Below are 16,573 nucleotides of genomic sequence, written 5' to 3'. Positions count from 1 at the left end.
GTCAAAGCCTCAACGCGAGGCGTGGAAAGACTGGGCCAGCGACCCCGGTGCCCGTCCCGCCCGCATCATAACCAGAACTAGAATAGTTGCCAGATATGGTGCCATGGAAAGATATGCCACCGGGATCGCCATCCCCGCCGCCTGTAGATTAAGCTGCAACACGGTCACACCGCCAAATAAATAAGCACCTAGCAAAAGCCGCCATGGTCGCCAGCTTGCAAAAACCACGATGGCCAGCGCGATCCAGCCCGCCCCGGCGGTCAGCCCTTCGGTCCATTGCGGCACGCGCACAAGGCTCAGATACGCCCCGCCAAGCCCCGCGCAGGCCCCGCCGAACATGATTGCCAGCAGCCGAACGCGAATCACATGATAGCCCAGCGCATGGGCTGCGTCGTGGTTTTCACCCACCGCGCGCAGGATCAGTCCGGCGCGGCTATAGCGCAGGAAAGCCCACACGCCGGCGATGATGGCGATGCCCAGATAAACGACAGGGTCATGGTTGAACAGGATCGGCCCGATCACCGGAATATCGCTGAGCACCGGCACTGGCCATTTCGGGATGACGGGTGCTTTGATCCCGATATAGCCCTGCCCGAGCAATGCAGCGAAGCCCAAGCCAAACAGCGTCAACGCGAGCCCCGTGGCTACTTGGTTGGACAGCAGAACCTGCGTCAATACGCCGAACACGAGCGCCAGCAACGCGCCTCCGATCGCGGCCCCTGCAAAGCCCAGCAGCGGCGATCCCGCATTGATCGTCACGATGAACCCGCAGACAGCGCCGGTGATCATCATCCCCTCGACGCCAAGGTTCAGCACGCCGGCGCGTTCGACCACCAATTCGCCGATCGCCGCCAGCAGGATCGGGGTCGCCGCCACCATCAGCGAGGCCAGCAACAGGATCGGGTTGATTGCGGATAGATCCATTATGCCACCCCCCGCGCTGTGAGCCGGATGCGGTAATGCGTCAGCACATCAACTGCCAAAAGAAAGAACAACAACATCCCCTGCAACACCTGAATGGCCGCGGCTGGCAGGCGAAGGTTCGATTGCGCGATCTCGCCACCGATATAGGTCAGCGCCATCAGCCCCGCCGCCAGCAGGATGCCAACGGGATGCAAGCGTCCCAGAAAAGCGACGATGATCGCGGTAAAGCCATAACCTGCGTTGAAATCAATGCTGATCAACCCCGATGGTCCCGCCACCTCGAACAACCCTGCCAGCCCCGCCAGCGCGCCCGAGATCGCCATGCAGATCAACACCAGTAGGCCGGGGTTCACCCCGGCAAACCGTGCGGCCCGCGGGCTTTGCCCCGACAGGCGCACATGGAACCCGAAAATATGCCGCGACAAAGTGATATAGGCGAAAATCACCGCGATCAGCGCAAAGACAACGCCCCAATGCAGCCCGGCACTTTCATTGATCCAGCTTGTCGCGGAGGGATAGCGCGCAAGGTTCCGGCTGCCCGGAAACCCGCTGGCATCAGGGTTGCGCAACGCTCCCAGCGCCATTGAGGCCAACAGGCTCTGCGCGACATAGACCAGCATCAGCGACACAAGGATTTCATTGGTGCCAAACCTGACCCGCAAAAACCCCGGGATCATCGCCCAGGCCCACCCGCCCAAAGCACCCGCCATCACCATCAGCGGAAAGATGAACGGGCTTTCGGTTGGATAGAACGCCAGCCCCACCGCCGCCCCGCAGATCGCGCCCAGAATATACTGGCCTTCTGCCCCGATGTTCCACACACCCGCGCGAAATCCGAACGACAGCCCGATCGCGATCAGCACCAATGGGGCCGCCTTGATTAACAGCTGCGGGCGGTAATACCACGAAAACTCCGAAAACAGCGGGTCCCAGAAAATCGTCCGGATCGTCTCGAACGGGTCTTTGCCCAGTGCGGCAAACAACAAAGCACCGCAGACCATGGTCAACACCACCGCAAGCAAGGGGGCGGCATAAGTCCAGAACCGCGACGGCGCCGTGCGCTTTTCTAACCGGATCATGCCAGCCCCTTCATCATCAGAGCATAAATATCTCCGCCGGCGGCATCAAAGTCAGGCATCAACATGTGCCACCTCCATGTCATGCGCACCGCCCAGCATCAGCCCGATCTGTTCCACGCTCAGCCCCTGTGCGGGGCGGGGTGCGGATAGCCGCCCTGCGTTCAACGCGGCAAACCTGTCTGAAATCTCCATCAACTCGTCAAGGTCCTGACTGATGCAGATCACCGCCGCCCCTTTGGCCGCAAGATCCAGCAGAGCCTGCCGGATCGCCGCCGCGGCGGATGCATCAACACCCCAGGTCGGCTGGTTGACGACCAGCAGGGCTGGGTCTTGCATGATCTCACGGCCGATCACGAATTTTTGCAGGTTGCCGCCCGACAGCGACCGCGCGGTATTGCCCGCCCCCGGCGTGCGCACATCAAAAGCCGCGATGACATTGGCCGCGAATTCGCGCGCCTTGCCCCAGCGCACAAACCCGCGCGCGGTCAGGTCCTGCCTGGCAGCCGCCGTCAGCAGCGCATTTTCCGTCAGGCTCATATCGGGGGCCGCAGCATGGCCCATCCGTTCCTCGGGCGCGGCCAAAAGCCCCAGACGGCGGCGCGCGTTCGGGGCCAGATGCCCGATGCTTTTGCCATCAAACAGGACCATGTCGCGCCGCGTGCGGATTTCACCCGACAAGGCCGCAACCAGTTCGTCCTGCCCGTTGCCGGCCACACCGCCGATACCCAGAATTTCGCCGCGCCTGACCGTCAGATCGATATCGCGCAGCGCGGTGCCAAAGCGGTGCGGCGCCTTCGCGCTCAGCCCCTGCAAGGTCAGGATCACCTCGCCTTCGGGGCGCGCGGCCTTGTGCGGGACATGCAGGCTGCTACCCACCATCAATTCGGCCATCTCGCGTGCGGATGTGGTGCGTGGATCGCAACTGCCCACCACACGGCCCAGCCGCAACACTGTTGCCGCATCGCAAAGAGCGCGGATTTCCTCCAGCTTGTGCGAGATATACAAGATCGCCGCGCCCGCCGCGCGCAACCGGCGCAGGGTCTCGAACAAGATCGCCACCTCTTGCGGCGTCAGCACCGAAGTCGGTTCGTCCATGATCAACAGCTTGGGGTCCTGCAACAGGCAGCGTACGATCTCGACCCGTTGACGTTCGCCCGCCGACAGCTCGCCCACGATCCGCAACGGGTCCAAAGGCAGGCCGTATTGGTCCGACACAAGCCGCACGCGCGCCGCGATCTCGCGCTGGGGCGGCGGATTTTCCATGCCTAGCGCGATATTTTCGGCCACGTTCATCGCATCGAACAGAGAAAAATGCTGGAACACCATCGCCACACCCGCCATGCGCGCCGCACGCGGTTCTGCGGGCGCGAAAACTGCACCTTGCAATTCCATCTGCCCGGCATCGGGTTTGACCAGACCATAGATTGTCTTGACCAAGGTCGATTTGCCCGCGCCGTTTTCGCCCAACAGCGCGTGAATCTCGCCGGGCTGGATGTCAAAAGACACGTCCTGATTGGCCACGACGCCCGGATAGGCTTTGGTCAGGCCGCGCAGGCGCAGCAAAGGTGTGGTCATGCTTGGCGCTCCCTGCTCTGGCGCGTCTCAGTCCTGATCATGGCGGTTGCGACGCCAAGCGCAAGGGCTGCCGGATGTTTGCCCAGCGCCGGATCACCGATCGGGCAGGCGATGCGGTCGATTTGTGCAGAACTATGCCCCAGATCGCCCAACCGCTTGCGAAACCGCGCCCACTTGGTCGCTGACCCGATTAACCCCACACTCGCGAACGGACGCGACAGGATCGCGTGGCACAGGGCCAGATCAAGCGCATGGCTATAGGTCAGGATCAGGTGATCAGTCTGATCGGGTGCATGGCGCACCGCTTGCGCGGGATCGACGGCGACCAAGGTGGTCACGTCCGTTTGCGGAAACCTGTCAGCGGCCACATCGACCCAGGTGATCGCGAAATCCGGCAAAGGCTGCATTACATGCACGATTGCACGGCCCACATGGCCTGCGCCGTAAATCCACAAAGCGCGGCGCGGCGGATCTTCGAGCGCCTCTGCCACACCCCAGACAAGCGTCACCGACCCGCCGCAGCATTGGCCCAAGGCAGGCCCCAGCGGGATCGTCGCGCGGTGTTGGGTCCGGCCGTCGACCAGCATCCGGCGCGCCTCGGCCATGGCGTCCCATTCCAGCGCGCCACCCCCGATCGTTCCTTCGATGCGGTCGGCCCAGACCATCATTTGCGCCCCCGTCTCGCGCGGGGCCGATCCTGCGGTCTGCGCAACCGTGATGCGGATACCCGTCATCCGCGCGCCCGATGAACAGCGCGCAGCACTTCTTCTGCCGTGGCAGGGGCCTGCAAATCGGGATAGGATGGCCCGCAGGCCTGCACCGCCGCTGACAGCGCTAGGAATGCGGAAATCCCCAGCATGAACGGCGGCTCGCCCACCGCCTTGGACCGATAGATCGTCTGCGCCGGATTGGGCTGGTCCCAAAGCGCCACGTTGAAAATCTCTGGCCGGTCCGAACAGGCGGGGATTTTATAGGTCGCGGGCGCATGGGTGCGCAGCCGGCCCTTGGCGTCCCAGACCAGTTCTTCGGTCGTCAGCCAACCCGCGCCTTGGACAAAGGCACCCTCAACCTGCCCAATATCCAGCGCCGGGTTCAGCGAAGCGCCAGCATCATGCAACAGGTCCGTACGCAAAATCCGGTTCTCGCCGGTCAGCGTATCAATCACCACCTCGGTCACAGCGGCACCTTGGGCGAAATAGAAAAACGGCTTGCCTTCGCCCCTAATGCGGTCCCAACTCAGACCCGGCGTCTTGTAAAACCCAGTGGCCGACAGGCTGACACGCTGGAAATAGGCGGTCTGTGCGGCCTTGGCAAAAGTCATCACATCACCGCCGGCATGCACATGGCCATCCGCAAAATGCACGTCCGCCACATGGCACTGGTGCACCTGCGCCAAACAGGCCGCAATCCGGTCGCGGATCGTATCGCAGGCATTGGCCACCGCCATCCCGTTCAGATCCGACCCCGACGATGCCGCCGTCGCCGATGTATTCGGCACCTTGCCAGTGTCGGTGGCGGTAATCTTGACCGCCGCCACGTCGATCCCGAACCGGCTGGCCGCCACCTGCGCCACCTTCTGGAACAGGCCTTGCCCCATCTCGGTGCCGCCGTGGTTCATATGGACCGAGCCATCCTGATACACATGCACCAGCGCCCCCGCCTGATTGAGGTGGCTCAGCGTGAAGGAAATCCCGAACTTCACCGGACTAAACGCGATCCCGCGCCTCAACACCGGCTGGCCTTCGTTCCAGCGTGCAATCGCCGCGCGCCGCGCGTGATACGCGGACGTCTCCAGCAACCGCTGCGCCAACCCGTGCAGAATGAAATCCGTGACCGGCATGTGATAAGGCGTGGTCTGCGCTTCCATCGTTCGAGCGGAAATATCCTCGGGGGGCAGGTGCGCAGCACCGTGGGGGGCAGACAGCCCCCCATGCGCCCCAGGCGCAGCTTCGTCTTCCGCCATCGGGGCATAGAAATTGCGTTGCCGCACGACCACCGGATCAAGCCCCAGTTCCGCTGCGACATGGTCCATCACCCGCTCGATGCCCAAGACCCCCTGCGGCCCTCCGAAACCGCGAAAGGCGGTGGCCGATTGCGTGTTGGTCTTGAGCCTGTGCGAGGTGATCCGCGCGGCGGGCAGATGATAGGCATTATCCGCATGCAGCATCGCGCGGTCCGCCACTGGCAGCGACAGGTCCATCGCCCAGCCGCACCGCGTCATCTGCACAAAATCGACACCCAGCAACCGGCCATCCGAATCCACACCGACGTCATAGGTAATACGGAAATCATGCCTCTTGCCCGTGATCATCATGTCGTCGTCGCGGTCATAGCGCATCTTGCAAGGCCGCCCTGTCAGCCGTGCCGCCACGGCACAGGCCACCGCCAAAGCATTGCCCTGACTTTCCTTGCCGCCGAACCCGCCGCCCATGCGGCGGACCTCGCAGCGCACGGCATGCATCGGCAGACCCAAGGCATCCGCCACCTTGTGCTGGATTTCCGTGGGATGCTGGGTGGAACTTTGCACCACCATATCCCCGCCTTCCTGCGGCAGGGCAAGGGCGGCTTGGCCTTCAAGATAGAAATGCTCCTGCCCGCCCATGTCGATCTGGCCGGTGATGCGGCGGGGTGCTGCGGCCAAGGCTGCATCGAAGTCGCCTTTGGTCCAGATGCGCGGGCCATCCTCGAACCGGCTGTTCGCGGCCAAAGCCTGATCAATCGTCAGGATCGGCGTCTCTGGCGTGATACTGACCTTGCCCAGCCGTGCCGCCTTGCGCGCGGCAAGGTGGCTGTCGGCTATGACCACAAACAGGGGCTGGCCCAGATAATGCACCTCGCCCGTGGCGAGCAGCGGTTCATCATGCACCGAAGGCGAGACATCATTGGCAAATGGAAGGTCATCTGCCGTCAGCACCGCCACCACACCGGGGGCGGCGCGCACAGCGTCAAGGTCCATCGCGGTGATGGCACCCTTGGCCACATCCGACAGGCCAAAAGCCAGATGCAGCGTGCCTGCAGGCGTGGGGATATCGTCGATATAGCGCGCTTGTCCGGTGACATGCAGATGGGCGGCATCATGTGGCAAGGATGTTGCGACGCTCATGCCGATACCTCCAGCACATTGGCGGCTTGCCCCGTGCTTTGCGCGAAATAGCGCAGCAACAGGTTCTGCGCGACCTGCAGCCGGTAATCCGCGCTGGCGCGCATATCTGACAGCGGCGTGAAATCATCCCTAAAGGCGCGAGCGGCGGCAGCGACGCTTTCTTGCGTCCAAGGTTGACCGATCAAGGCCGCCTCGACCGCTGCGGCCCTTTTCGGCACGCCGGCCATCCCGCCAAAGGCAATCCGCGCGGTTGTGACCACGCCATCCGCGACGCTGATGTTGAAACAGCCACAGACGGCGGAAATATCCTGATCAAAGCGTTTGGATATCTTGTAGCAGCGCAGATCAGGGGACACGCGCGGCAGGGTGACGCCCGTCACCAATTCGCCAGGCTTGCGGTCCTGCTTGCCGTAGTCGAGAAAGAAATCCTCGACCGGCATTTGCCGCGTGTCTTCCCCGTGCCGCAGATGCAAGGTCGCGCCAAGCGCGATCAGCGCGGGTGGATTGTCCCCGATGGGCGATCCATTGGCAATATTGCCGCCGATAGTCGCCGCATTGCGCACCTGATCAGACCCATACCGCCGGATCAATTCCGCGTAGGATGGGTGATATTCACCCATCTTACCCAATACCGCGGCCATGGTCACACCTGCGCCAATGTCAATGGCGTCATCCGCCACGGTGATGTGCTGCAAGTCCACACAACGGTGCAGGAATACGGGGATTTGCAGGTCGCGCAATTGTTTTGTGACCCAAAGGCCGACATCGGTCGCCCCCGCGACAATCGTTGCATCGGGGTGGGCAGCATAATATGCGGCCAGCTCATCCAAAGTCTCGGGCGCATAGAGGGCGGGTGCGACCGCAGGCGGGATATCTTTGACCCAATCAGGGCTGGGCAGGGCTTCTGCCGCCTTCGCCGCGCGGATGATCGGGGCATAGCCCGTACAGCGGCACAAATTGCCTGCCAGCACATCATCATGGTCGGTCCGGCCGGCCAGATGGGCTGTCGCCATCGCGGCGATGAAACCGGGGGTGCAAAACCCGCATTGCGACCCGTGGTGGTCGATCATCGCCTGCTGGACCGGGTGCAGCGCACCATCCGGTGCGGCAATGCCTTCGACGGTGCGCACGGCCTTGCCATGCAGCTGGGGCAAAAGCAGGATGCAGGCGTTCAGCGATTTCGCGCCGCTGTCATCCGTCACCATCACTGTGCAGGCGCCGCAATCGCCCTCGTTGCAGCCTTCCTTGGTGCCGCAGAGGCCTTGGTCATTGCGCAGCCAATCCAGCAACGTCGTTGTGGGTTGCGCGGTGATGCGCATGGTTTCCCCGTTCAGAAGAAACGTGATTTCCATTGGTGTAGACCTGCCGCGTTACCAGATCAAAAGGATGCAAATGTCGATGCGGCGTAGACATCTGCCCGTCACTACAGCGTATCAAACCGGCCTGACCGCCCGTTTGCAAGAGTTTTCGCCGCCAATTGCCCTGCAACGCTGCTTTCGCTAAAAAAATGGGCGGCTCTCAGGGTTGGCCCGCGTCGCGGTTTTCCCAGATCGTGCGTTGCCATGCCAGCCAGCCTTGCACCTCGATCAAGGGGGCTGTTTCCAGCTGGCAGGTTCGCACGCGGCCTTTCTTGACCGACCGCAGCACGCCGCTGTCTTCCAGGACTTTCAGATGCCGCATGAAGGTCGGCAGGGCCATCTGGTGCGGCCTGTGCAATTCACCCACGCTGGCGGGGCCAGAGGCCAGCCGTTCCAGCACCGCGCGCCGTGTTGGGTCCGACATCGCCCCAAAGAATTTATCAAGTTTCGCCGTCATCGGGTCTAGTGGCAGTCTAAAGCGGTCCAAGTCAAGGCAGCGGCCGCACGCGGCCTTGTACCTGCGCGCCCATCCGCTAGTTTCGCCAAATGACAGACAGCCCCCGATTCATCCACCTGCGCACCCATACCGAATATTCCTTGCTGGAAGGGGCGGTGCCGGTCAAATCGCTGGCCCCATTGGCGGCGGGCATGGGGATGCCTGCGGTCGCCGTGACCGATACCAACAACATGTTCTGCGCGCTGGAGTTTTCCGAATACGCTGTCAAGGCAGGCGTGCAGCCGATCATCGGTTGCCAGCTTGATCTGGCCTATGCCACCCCTGACCCCGGCAAACGGCCCGAACCACCCGCCCCAATCGTGCTGCTGGCGCAGAACGAGGCGGGTTATCTGAACCTGATGAAGCTGAATTCCTGCGCCTATCTGGATGCTGCCGGTGAATTGCCGCAGGTCACCGTGGATGAGCTGGCGCAATATGGTACGGGGCTGATCTGCCTGACGGGTGGCCCGGACGGCCCCATCGGGCGGTTGTTGCGCCACGGCCAACAGGCCAAGGCCGATCTGTTGCTGGATCAGTTGGCTGCGATCTATCCGCAGCGGTTGTATGTCGAATTGCAGCGCCACCCTGTCGATGGTGGCCTGCCCGAGGCGGAACGGCTGTCCGAGCGTGGCCATATCGAAATGGCCTATGCCAAGGGTCTGCCGCTGGTCGCAACCAACGACGTCTATTTCCCAAAATCGGCCTTTTACGAAGCCCATGACGCGCTGATCTGCATCGCGGATGGCGCTTATGTCGATCAACAAGAACCGCGCCGCCGCCTGACGCCGCAGCATTATTTCAAATCCCCACGCGAAATGGCGACGCTGTTTGCCGATCTGCCCGAAGCCTTGGAAAACACGATCGAGATCGCACAGCGCTGCGCCTTCAAAGCCTATAAACGGGCGCCGATCCTGCCCAAATTCGCCGATGACGAAGTCGCCGAATTGCGTAGGCAAGCGCAAGAAGGGCTGCGCGCGCGGCTGGCCGTGATCCCGCATGCGGCAAGTATCGAGGACTACGAAAAACGGCTCGATTTCGAGCTTGGCATCATCGAGGGCATGGGGTTTCCCGGCTATTTCCTGATCGTCGCCGATTTCATCAAATGGGCCAAGGACAACGGGATTCCCGTAGGCCCGGGGCGGGGGTCGGGGGCTGGCTCGCTCGTCGCCTATGCGCTGCTGATCACCGATCTGGACCCTTTGCGCTATAGCCTGCTGTTTGAACGCTTTCTGAACCCCGAACGTGTGTCGATGCCTGATTTCGACATCGACTTTTGCATGGACCGCCGCGAAGAAGTCATCCGCTATGTGCAGGACAAATACGGCCGCGACCGTGTGGGGCAGATCATCACCTTTGGTGCGCTCTTGTCCAAAGCCGCCGTGCGCGATGTGGGGCGCGTGTTGCAGATGCCTTATGGTCAGGTGGACCGCCTATCCAAGATGATCCCCGTCGAAGGCGTCAAACCCGTCAGCATCGAAAAGGCGCTGGCGGACGAGCCGCGCCTGCGCGAAGAGGCCAAGAACGAAGAGGTCGTGCAACGCCTGCTGACCTATGCCCAGCAGGTCGAGGGGCTGTTGCGCAATGCATCGACCCATGCCGCGGGTGTGGTAATCGGGGACCGGCCGCTGGATGAATTGGTGCCGCTTTATCAAGACCCGCGCTCTGACATGCCCGCAACCCAGTTCAATATGAAATGGGTGGAACAGGCGGGGCTGGTAAAATTCGACTTTCTGGGGCTGAAAACCCTGACCGTGATCCACAATGCAGTGGAACTGATCCGCAAGGCGGGGCGCAGCCTGAATGTCACCGCGGATGGCGATGTGCTGTATCAGCCGCCCGTAGGTTTTGAATATGATATCGGGGCGATCCCGCTGGATGATGCGAAATCCTATGCGCTTTATGCATCTGCCAAGACCATCGCCGTGTTTCAGGTGGAAAGCTCTGGCATGATGGATGCGCTCAAGCGCATGAAACCCACCTGTATCGAGGATATCGTGGCGCTGGTGGCGCTTTACCGGCCCGGCCCGATGGAGAATATCCCCACCTATTGCGAGGTGAAGAACGGGATCAAAGAGCTGGAATCGATCCATCCGTCGATCGACCACATTCTGGCGGAAACCCAAGGCATCATCGTTTATCAGGAACAGGTGATGGAGATCGCGCAGGTCATGGCGGGTTACAGCCTTGGCGGGGCGGATTTGTTGCGCCGCGCGATGGGTAAGAAAATCGCCGAGGAAATGGCCAAGGAACGCCCCAAATTCGAGGCCGGCGCCAAGGCCAACGGGGTGGAGCCGAAAAAGGCGCGCGAGGTGTTCGACCTTCTGGAGAAATTCGCCAATTACGGGTTCAACAAATCGCATGCCGCAGCTTATGCCGTGGTCAGTTACCAGACTGCATGGCTCAAGGCGAACCATCCGGTCGAATTCATGGCCGGTGTCATGAACTGCGATATCCACCTGACCGACAAGCTTGGCGTCTATTTCCAAGAGGTCAAAAAAGGGCTGGGGATTGATTACATCCCGCCCTGCGTGAACCGGTCGGGTGCTACTTTCGAGGTGCAGGACGGCAAGCTGGTCTATGCGCTGGGTGCTTTGAAAAACGTCGGTGTCGAGGCGATGAAGCTGATCGTTGCGGGCCGTGAGGGTCACCCCGGGCTTGACCCGGGGCCTCACTCCGCCGGAGGCCCCGGATCTGCGTCCGGGGCGACACCGAAACCATTCGTGAACCTGTTCGATTTCGCGCGGCGCTGTGATCTCAAGCGCATCGGCAAACGGTCGCTGGAGATGCTCGCCCGCGCAGGGGCGTTTGATGTGCTTGACCGCAACCGGCGGCGGGTGATGGCATCGCTGGATGCGCTGACTGCCTATTCGGCGGCGATCCATGATCAAAAATCATCTAACCAGGTATCGCTGTTCGGTGATGCGGGCGAGGATTTGCCCGAACCGCGCCTTGCCTTTGGCGATGACTGGCTGCCTGCCGAACGGCTGGCCGAGGAATTCAAGGCCATCGGGTTCTATCTGTCGGGCCATCCGCTTGACGATTACATGGGCGCGCTGAAACGCAAGCAGGTATTGACGCTGGACGAGGTGATCGCGCGTGCCGAAAAGGGTGCGGCGCTGGTCAAGATGGCAGGCACCGTGTCAGGCCGGCAAGAACGCAAATCGGCGCGTGGCAACCGTTTCGCCTTTGTACAATTGTCTGATCCAACGGGCCAATACGAGGTCACGATGTTTTCCGACACGCTTGAGGTCGCGCGCACCTATCTGGAGACAGGATCGCAGATCGTGCTGCAATGCGAGGCGACGATGGAGGGGGACCAGCTCAAGCTTTTGGGCCGGTCGGTGTCGCCCATCGACAGTGTGGTGGCCGATGCAGGTTCGGCGGGATTGCGCGTGTTCATCGATAGCCCCAGCGCGATTGACACGATTGCCAGCATTCTGGCCAGTGCCGCCCGCGACGGGGTGCGCGCCGCGCGTGGGCCGGTCTATATCTGCCTGACCAATGCGGATCTGCCCGGCGAGGTCGAGCTTGATCTTGGCGAGCCGTTTCCGGTCAATCCGCAGATCAAGGGTGCCTTGCGCAGCCTTGGCGGGGTGATCGAGGTCGAGGACGCGTAAGCCGGATCGTGATGCTCCCTACCAATGCGGCGGGCGCTGGTCTGTCAAGGTGACGTTGTTGCCGGCGTCTTGATCGCGCGACATTTCCCGTTCGATCAACAGCGCGACGCGCCGCGTCAGCAACGCTAGTTCTTTGTCCTGACGCGCGACAATATCAGACAGATCATCGACGCTGCGCGTGAGATGGGCGATTTTTTCTTCGAGCGGGTCAATGGTGTTCATGGTGTCTGATACACCGCCCTTGCGCGCGCGCAAAGCCTGTGGCGCGGTTCTGCTTTGAGTATTTTTGGAAAAAAGAAGTGAAAGGGCCTTTGGTGCAGCCTTGCATTGCATTGCCCCTGTCATGCTTGCGGGGTAAACCGCGCCAAAGCAAAAGGACATCGCGATGGCCAGTGACAAAAAGCAACCGCGCCCCAAGGCAGTGACGCCCAAGGGGTTTCAGGATTATTTCGGCGCGGATGTGACCGAACGGGCCGCGATGCTGGCCAAGATTGCGGCTGTCTACGATCGCTATGGATTTGATGCTTTGGAGACATCCGCTGTCGAGACGGTCGAGGCTTTGGGCAAGTTCCTGCCTGATGTGGATCGTCCCAATGAGGGTGTTTTCGCATGGCAGGAGGATGCCGATTGGCTGGCGCTGCGTTATGATCTGACCGCCCCTTTGGCGCGGGTGGCGGCGCAATATCGCAACGATCTGCCAAGCCCTTATCGCCGCTATGCCATGGGGCCGGTCTGGCGCAATGAAAAACCCGGACCCGGCCGGTTCCGGCAGTTTTACCAATGCGATGCCGATACGGTGGGGGCGGCCAGTGTCGCCGCGGATGCCGAGATTTGTGCGATGCTGGCGGATTGTCTGGAAGAAGTGGGCATCGCGCGCGGTGATTACGTCATTCGTGTCAACAATCGCAAGGTTCTGAACGGCGTGCTAGAGGTGGCCGGCCTGTCGGGGGATGACACAGAAGCCGAACGCGGCATCGTGCTGCGTGCTATCGACAAGCTTGACCGGCTGGGTGTGGCGGGCGTGCGCGCGCTGCTGGGCGAGGGTCGCAAGGATGAGAGTGGCGATTTCACCAAGGGCGCGGGGTTGTCGCAGGCGCAGGCGGATGTCGTCATCGGGTTCATGGAGGCCAAGCGCGACACCGGTGCCGCCACCGTCGCGCGGCTGGCCGAACTGGTGGCAGGCTCGCCCATCGGGGTGGCCGGTGTCGCAGAGCTTGACGAGATCGCAGGATTGCTGTCTGCCCAAGGTTATGGCCCCGACCGCATCGTCATCGACCCCTCCGTCGTGCGCGGCCTTGGCTATTACACCGGCCCTGTCTTTGAGGCCGAACTGACCTTTGAGGTCACCGATGAAAAGGGCCGTCCGCGCAATTTCGGCTCGGTCGCGGGGGGGGGGCGCTATGACGATCTGGTCAAGCGCTTTACCGGACAAGAGGTGCCTGCGACGGGTGTCTCGATCGGGGTGGACCGGCTGCTGGCTGCCTTGCGCGCCACGGGGCGCATCACGTCTGCATCTGCCGGTCCCGTCATCGTCACTGTCATGGACCGCGCGCATATGGCCGATTACCAAAGCATGGTGGCCGAATTGCGCAAGGCGGGGATCAGATCCGAGGTCTATCTTGGCAATCCCAAGAATTTCGGCAACCAGCTGAAATATGCCGACAAGCGCGCATCACCCGTTGCGATCATCGCGGGGGGCGACGAATTCGCCAAAGGTGTCGTGCAGATCAAGGATTTGATCCTTGGGGCGCAGATTGCCAAGAACGCCACGTTGGAAGAATGGAAAGACCGCCCCAGCCAATACGAAGTGTCACGTGAGCAGATGGTCGCCCGCGTGCGCGCCATTCTGGACGGGCAGGGCTGATGCCGACCTCGCCCGCGACCCTGACCGAGGCGCGCCGCCTGCGTGACCATTTCGCAGCGCAAGGGGCTGTCGTGGTCAAGGCGGATGTGCTGCAACCTGCCGATCTGTTGCTTGATCTTTATGGCGATGATATCCGTGCGCGCGCCTATCTGACCGCCGATCCCTTGCGCGGCGAAATGGTGCTGCGCCCCGATTTCACGGTGCCGGTCGTGCAGATGCATATGGAAACCTATGCCGATCCCGCGCGCTATACCTATTCGGGTAAGGTGTTCCGCAAACAAGAAACCGACGAGACGCGTGCCAATGAATATGTGCAGGTCGGATACGAGGTGTTTGACGGCCAGAACCCCGCCGCCGCCGATGCCGAAGTCTTTGCCGTGATCGCCGCAGGGCTGGCAGGCCTGCCTTTGCGGGCGGCAACAGGCGATATCGGCGTGCTGATGGCTGCGGTGCGCGGGTTGCGCACGACCGAGGACCGCAAGGCAGCTTTGCTGCGCCATATCTGGCGGCCGGTCCGATTTCGCGCGCTGCTGCGCCGCTATGGCGCGGGTGATGTGCCGCCCCTGCGTGCGGCCTTGCTGGCGGCGGATGATCCTTTCGCCGCTGCCGGTCCCGAGATCGGCTTGCGCAGTCAGGCAGAGGTTGCGGCCCGTATCGCAGCCTTGCGTGCGGATGCCGCAGCAGCGCCCTTGTCGTCCGATGAAACCGCGCTGATCGATGCGATTCTTGGCCTGCGCGCCACCAGCACCGATGCGCTGAGCGTGCTGCGCGATATCGCCGTGGACATGCCCAGCATCGGCAGTGCCGTGCGCCGGATGGAGGCGCGGCTGCATGCGATGGCCGCCCGCGGGATCGACGTTGACACGCTCGATTTCGAAGGCAGTTATGGGCGTACGTCGCTTGAATATTACGATGGTTTCGTCTTTGGTTTTTACGCGAGCGAGCGCCCCGAACTGCCGCCGATTGCCACAGGTGGCCGTTATGACGCGCTGACCGCGCGGTTGGGGCAGGGGCGCGCGGTGCCTGCGGTGGGCGGCGTGATCCGCCCCGATCTGGCGCTGGAGGTGGGCAGATGCTGAAGCTTGGCGTGCCGTCCAAAGGGCGGTTGATGGAAAAGACCTTTGACTGGTTTGGCGCGCGTGGCGTCACCTTGCGCAAATCTGGGTCAGAGCGTGAATATGCCGGTGCCGTGGATGGGATCGAGGGGTTGGAACTGGTCTTGTTGTCAGCGGGTGAAATCCCGCGCGAACTGGCGCTGGGCAATATCCATCTGGGGGTGACCGGGTCCGATCTGGTGCGCGAAAAGCTGGTGAATTGGCAGGGCCGTGTGCGGGAAATGGCACTGATGGGCTTTGGCGGGGCTGATCTGGTGATCGCAGTGCCGCAGGCTTGGGTTGATGTCGATACACTTGATGATCTGGATGCAGCCGCAGCCGCGTTTCGCGCGCAGCACGGGTTCCGCCTGCGGATCGCCACGAAATACCACCGGCTGGTGCGCGAATTCCTGCGCGACAATGGTGTGGCCGATTACCAGCTGATCGACAGCCAAGGGGCCACCGAAGGCACGGTCAAGAATGAAACTGCCGAGGCAATTGCCGATATCACCTCGACCGGTGAGACGCTGCGCGCCAATGGGCTGAAAATCCTGTCCGACGGGCTGATCCATGCCAGTCAGGCGACGTTGTTTCGTGGCAGCCGCGCCAATTGGACGGCCCAGCAGCGCAAGATCCTCACGTCACTGGAACGGGCGCTGGAGCTATGATCATTCCGCTGGCGCGATTGTGATCCGCGCCCGCCCAAGGCGCGGATGCAGCTTGGACGACAGCGCCCATGCGGCCAGCAAGCTCGCCCCCGATGCCACGAAAACACCCGACACTGGCGCGAACAACAAGACCAGCCAGGCCGTGCCGGGGGTCAGGATACCCGACACATCGCGGAAACTGGCATAGACGGCAGCCATTTCGGTCCGCTCGGATGGTTTGACGGCCAAGAGGAACGGCAAGCCGCCCGACACGTCCAGCAGGATCAGGAAGAACGACCCGCCGACCAGTGCCAGCACGGTGACCCAAGGCCAGCCCGCGGCCAGCCCCGCGATGCTGAACAGACAGCCCGCCGTGACAAAGCCGGTGCGCACCGCATAGCGGATCGAATGTTTCTGCATCCAGCGCAGCATCAGCGGCGTAATGAACAGCGCCGCATTCGACATCGACAACACGATCCCGGCGATCCTGTCGCCCAGCCCGTTTTCAATCGCATAGATCGGCAGATAGACGATATAGACCCACCAGCCTGCCGATCGGACCACTGCGAAAATCCAGCCCGCGATCAGCCGTGGCTGCCCTGCAAAACGTGGCAGATAGGCCAGCGGGTTCGCGGGCGGTCGTGTCGCCTTGGTGATCAGCTTGCCATTGCCAAGGCGCATCCACGAGAACAGGCTCAGCATGGAAAAAGCAGCGCATGCCGCGATGAAAAACGGCGCGGGGGACCACCAGCTGTAAAGAAAGACCCCCAGCGCAGGCCCGATGGTCCAGCCCGCTGCACTGTAAAACAGCCGCGA

Annotated in this window: 13 protein-coding genes; 4 read left to right on the top strand and 9 right to left on the bottom strand. The window is 62.1% G+C overall.

Annotated elements, in window-relative coordinates; all coding sequences use genetic code 11:
• Positions 1-9 precede the first annotated feature (9 nt).
• The 7 genes from SKA53_RS08605 to SKA53_RS08575 form a co-directional block, all read right to left on the bottom strand.
• Positions 10-924 carry an ABC transporter permease gene (locus tag SKA53_RS08605; protein WP_007205737.1) on the bottom strand — a complete coding sequence of 305 codons (915 nt, stop codon included), beginning with the start codon at positions 922-924 and terminating at the stop codon, positions 10-12.
• Positions 924-2,003 carry an ABC transporter permease gene (locus tag SKA53_RS08600; RefSeq protein WP_007205736.1) on the bottom strand — a complete coding sequence of 360 codons (1,080 nt, stop codon included), beginning with the start codon at positions 2,001-2,003 and terminating at the stop codon, positions 924-926. Before SKA53_RS08600 ends, SKA53_RS08605 begins: the two co-directional genes overlap by 1 nt.
• Positions 2,004-2,054: 51 nt before the next feature.
• Entirely contained in the window at positions 2,055-3,578 is a 1,524-nt protein-coding gene (locus SKA53_RS08595) for an ABC transporter ATP-binding protein (RefSeq protein WP_007205735.1), read from the bottom strand.
• Positions 3,575-4,312 carry a xanthine dehydrogenase accessory protein XdhC gene (xdhC, locus tag SKA53_RS08590; protein WP_007205734.1) on the bottom strand — a complete coding sequence of 246 codons (738 nt, stop codon included), beginning with the start codon at positions 4,310-4,312 and terminating at the stop codon, positions 3,575-3,577. The genes SKA53_RS08595 and xdhC overlap by 4 nt, the downstream gene beginning before the upstream one ends.
• Entirely contained in the window at positions 4,309-6,681 is a 2,373-nt protein-coding gene (gene xdhB / locus SKA53_RS08585; protein WP_007205733.1) for a xanthine dehydrogenase molybdopterin binding subunit, read from the bottom strand. Before xdhB ends, xdhC begins: the two co-directional genes overlap by 4 nt.
• Positions 6,678-8,033, bottom strand: coding sequence for a xanthine dehydrogenase small subunit (locus SKA53_RS08580; RefSeq protein WP_007205732.1), 1,356 nt, complete (start codon positions 8,031-8,033; stop codon positions 6,678-6,680). The genes xdhB and SKA53_RS08580 overlap by 4 nt, the downstream gene beginning before the upstream one ends.
• A 166-nt stretch (positions 8,034-8,199) precedes the next feature.
• Complete coding sequence (locus SKA53_RS08575) at positions 8,200-8,496, bottom strand: ArsR/SmtB family transcription factor (protein ID WP_007205731.1); 297 nt, start codon at positions 8,494-8,496, stop codon at positions 8,200-8,202.
• Between the two features lie 89 nt (positions 8,497-8,585).
• Between SKA53_RS08575 and dnaE the strand changes: the two genes are divergently transcribed.
• Complete coding sequence (gene dnaE, locus SKA53_RS08570) at positions 8,586-12,152, top strand: DNA polymerase III subunit alpha (RefSeq protein ID WP_007205730.1); 3,567 nt, start codon at positions 8,586-8,588, stop codon at positions 12,150-12,152.
• An 18-nt stretch (positions 12,153-12,170) separates the two neighbouring features.
• On the opposite strand, the gene SKA53_RS08565 is transcribed toward dnaE, so the two are convergent.
• Complete coding sequence (locus tag SKA53_RS08565; protein WP_040483227.1) at positions 12,171-12,374, bottom strand: SlyX family protein; 204 nt, start codon at positions 12,372-12,374, stop codon at positions 12,171-12,173.
• A 163-nt stretch (positions 12,375-12,537) separates the two neighbouring features.
• Here SKA53_RS08565 and hisS point away from each other — a divergent pair, with 163 nt between their 5' ends.
• From hisS to hisG, 3 genes are read left to right on the top strand one after another with little or no spacing between them, the layout of a single operon-like run.
• Positions 12,538-14,016: a histidine--tRNA ligase gene (gene hisS / locus SKA53_RS08560; protein WP_007205728.1), complete on the top strand. Its 1,479-nt coding sequence runs from the start codon at positions 12,538-12,540 to the stop codon at positions 14,014-14,016.
• The gene (locus tag SKA53_RS08555; protein ID WP_007205727.1) at positions 14,016-15,095 is read left to right on the top strand and encodes an ATP phosphoribosyltransferase regulatory subunit; all 1,080 of its coding nucleotides are present in this window, start codon (positions 14,016-14,018) and stop codon (positions 15,093-15,095) included. The genes hisS and SKA53_RS08555 overlap by 1 nt, the downstream gene beginning before the upstream one ends.
• Positions 15,089-15,778 (top strand): ATP phosphoribosyltransferase, encoded by a 690-nt coding sequence (hisG, locus tag SKA53_RS08550; protein ID WP_007205726.1) that lies wholly within the window; start codon positions 15,089-15,091, stop codon positions 15,776-15,778. The genes SKA53_RS08555 and hisG overlap by 7 nt, the downstream gene beginning before the upstream one ends.
• Here hisG and SKA53_RS15705 read toward each other — a convergent pair.
• The coding region (locus SKA53_RS15705; protein WP_007205725.1) for an MFS transporter at positions 15,779-16,573 on the bottom strand (795 nt) is incomplete at its 5' end.

The organism is Yoonia vestfoldensis SKA53, assembly GCF_000152785.1.
Taxonomy (GTDB): domain Bacteria; phylum Pseudomonadota; class Alphaproteobacteria; order Rhodobacterales; family Rhodobacteraceae; genus Yoonia; species Yoonia vestfoldensis_A.
This window is presented reverse-complemented; position numbering and strand designations above follow the sequence as displayed.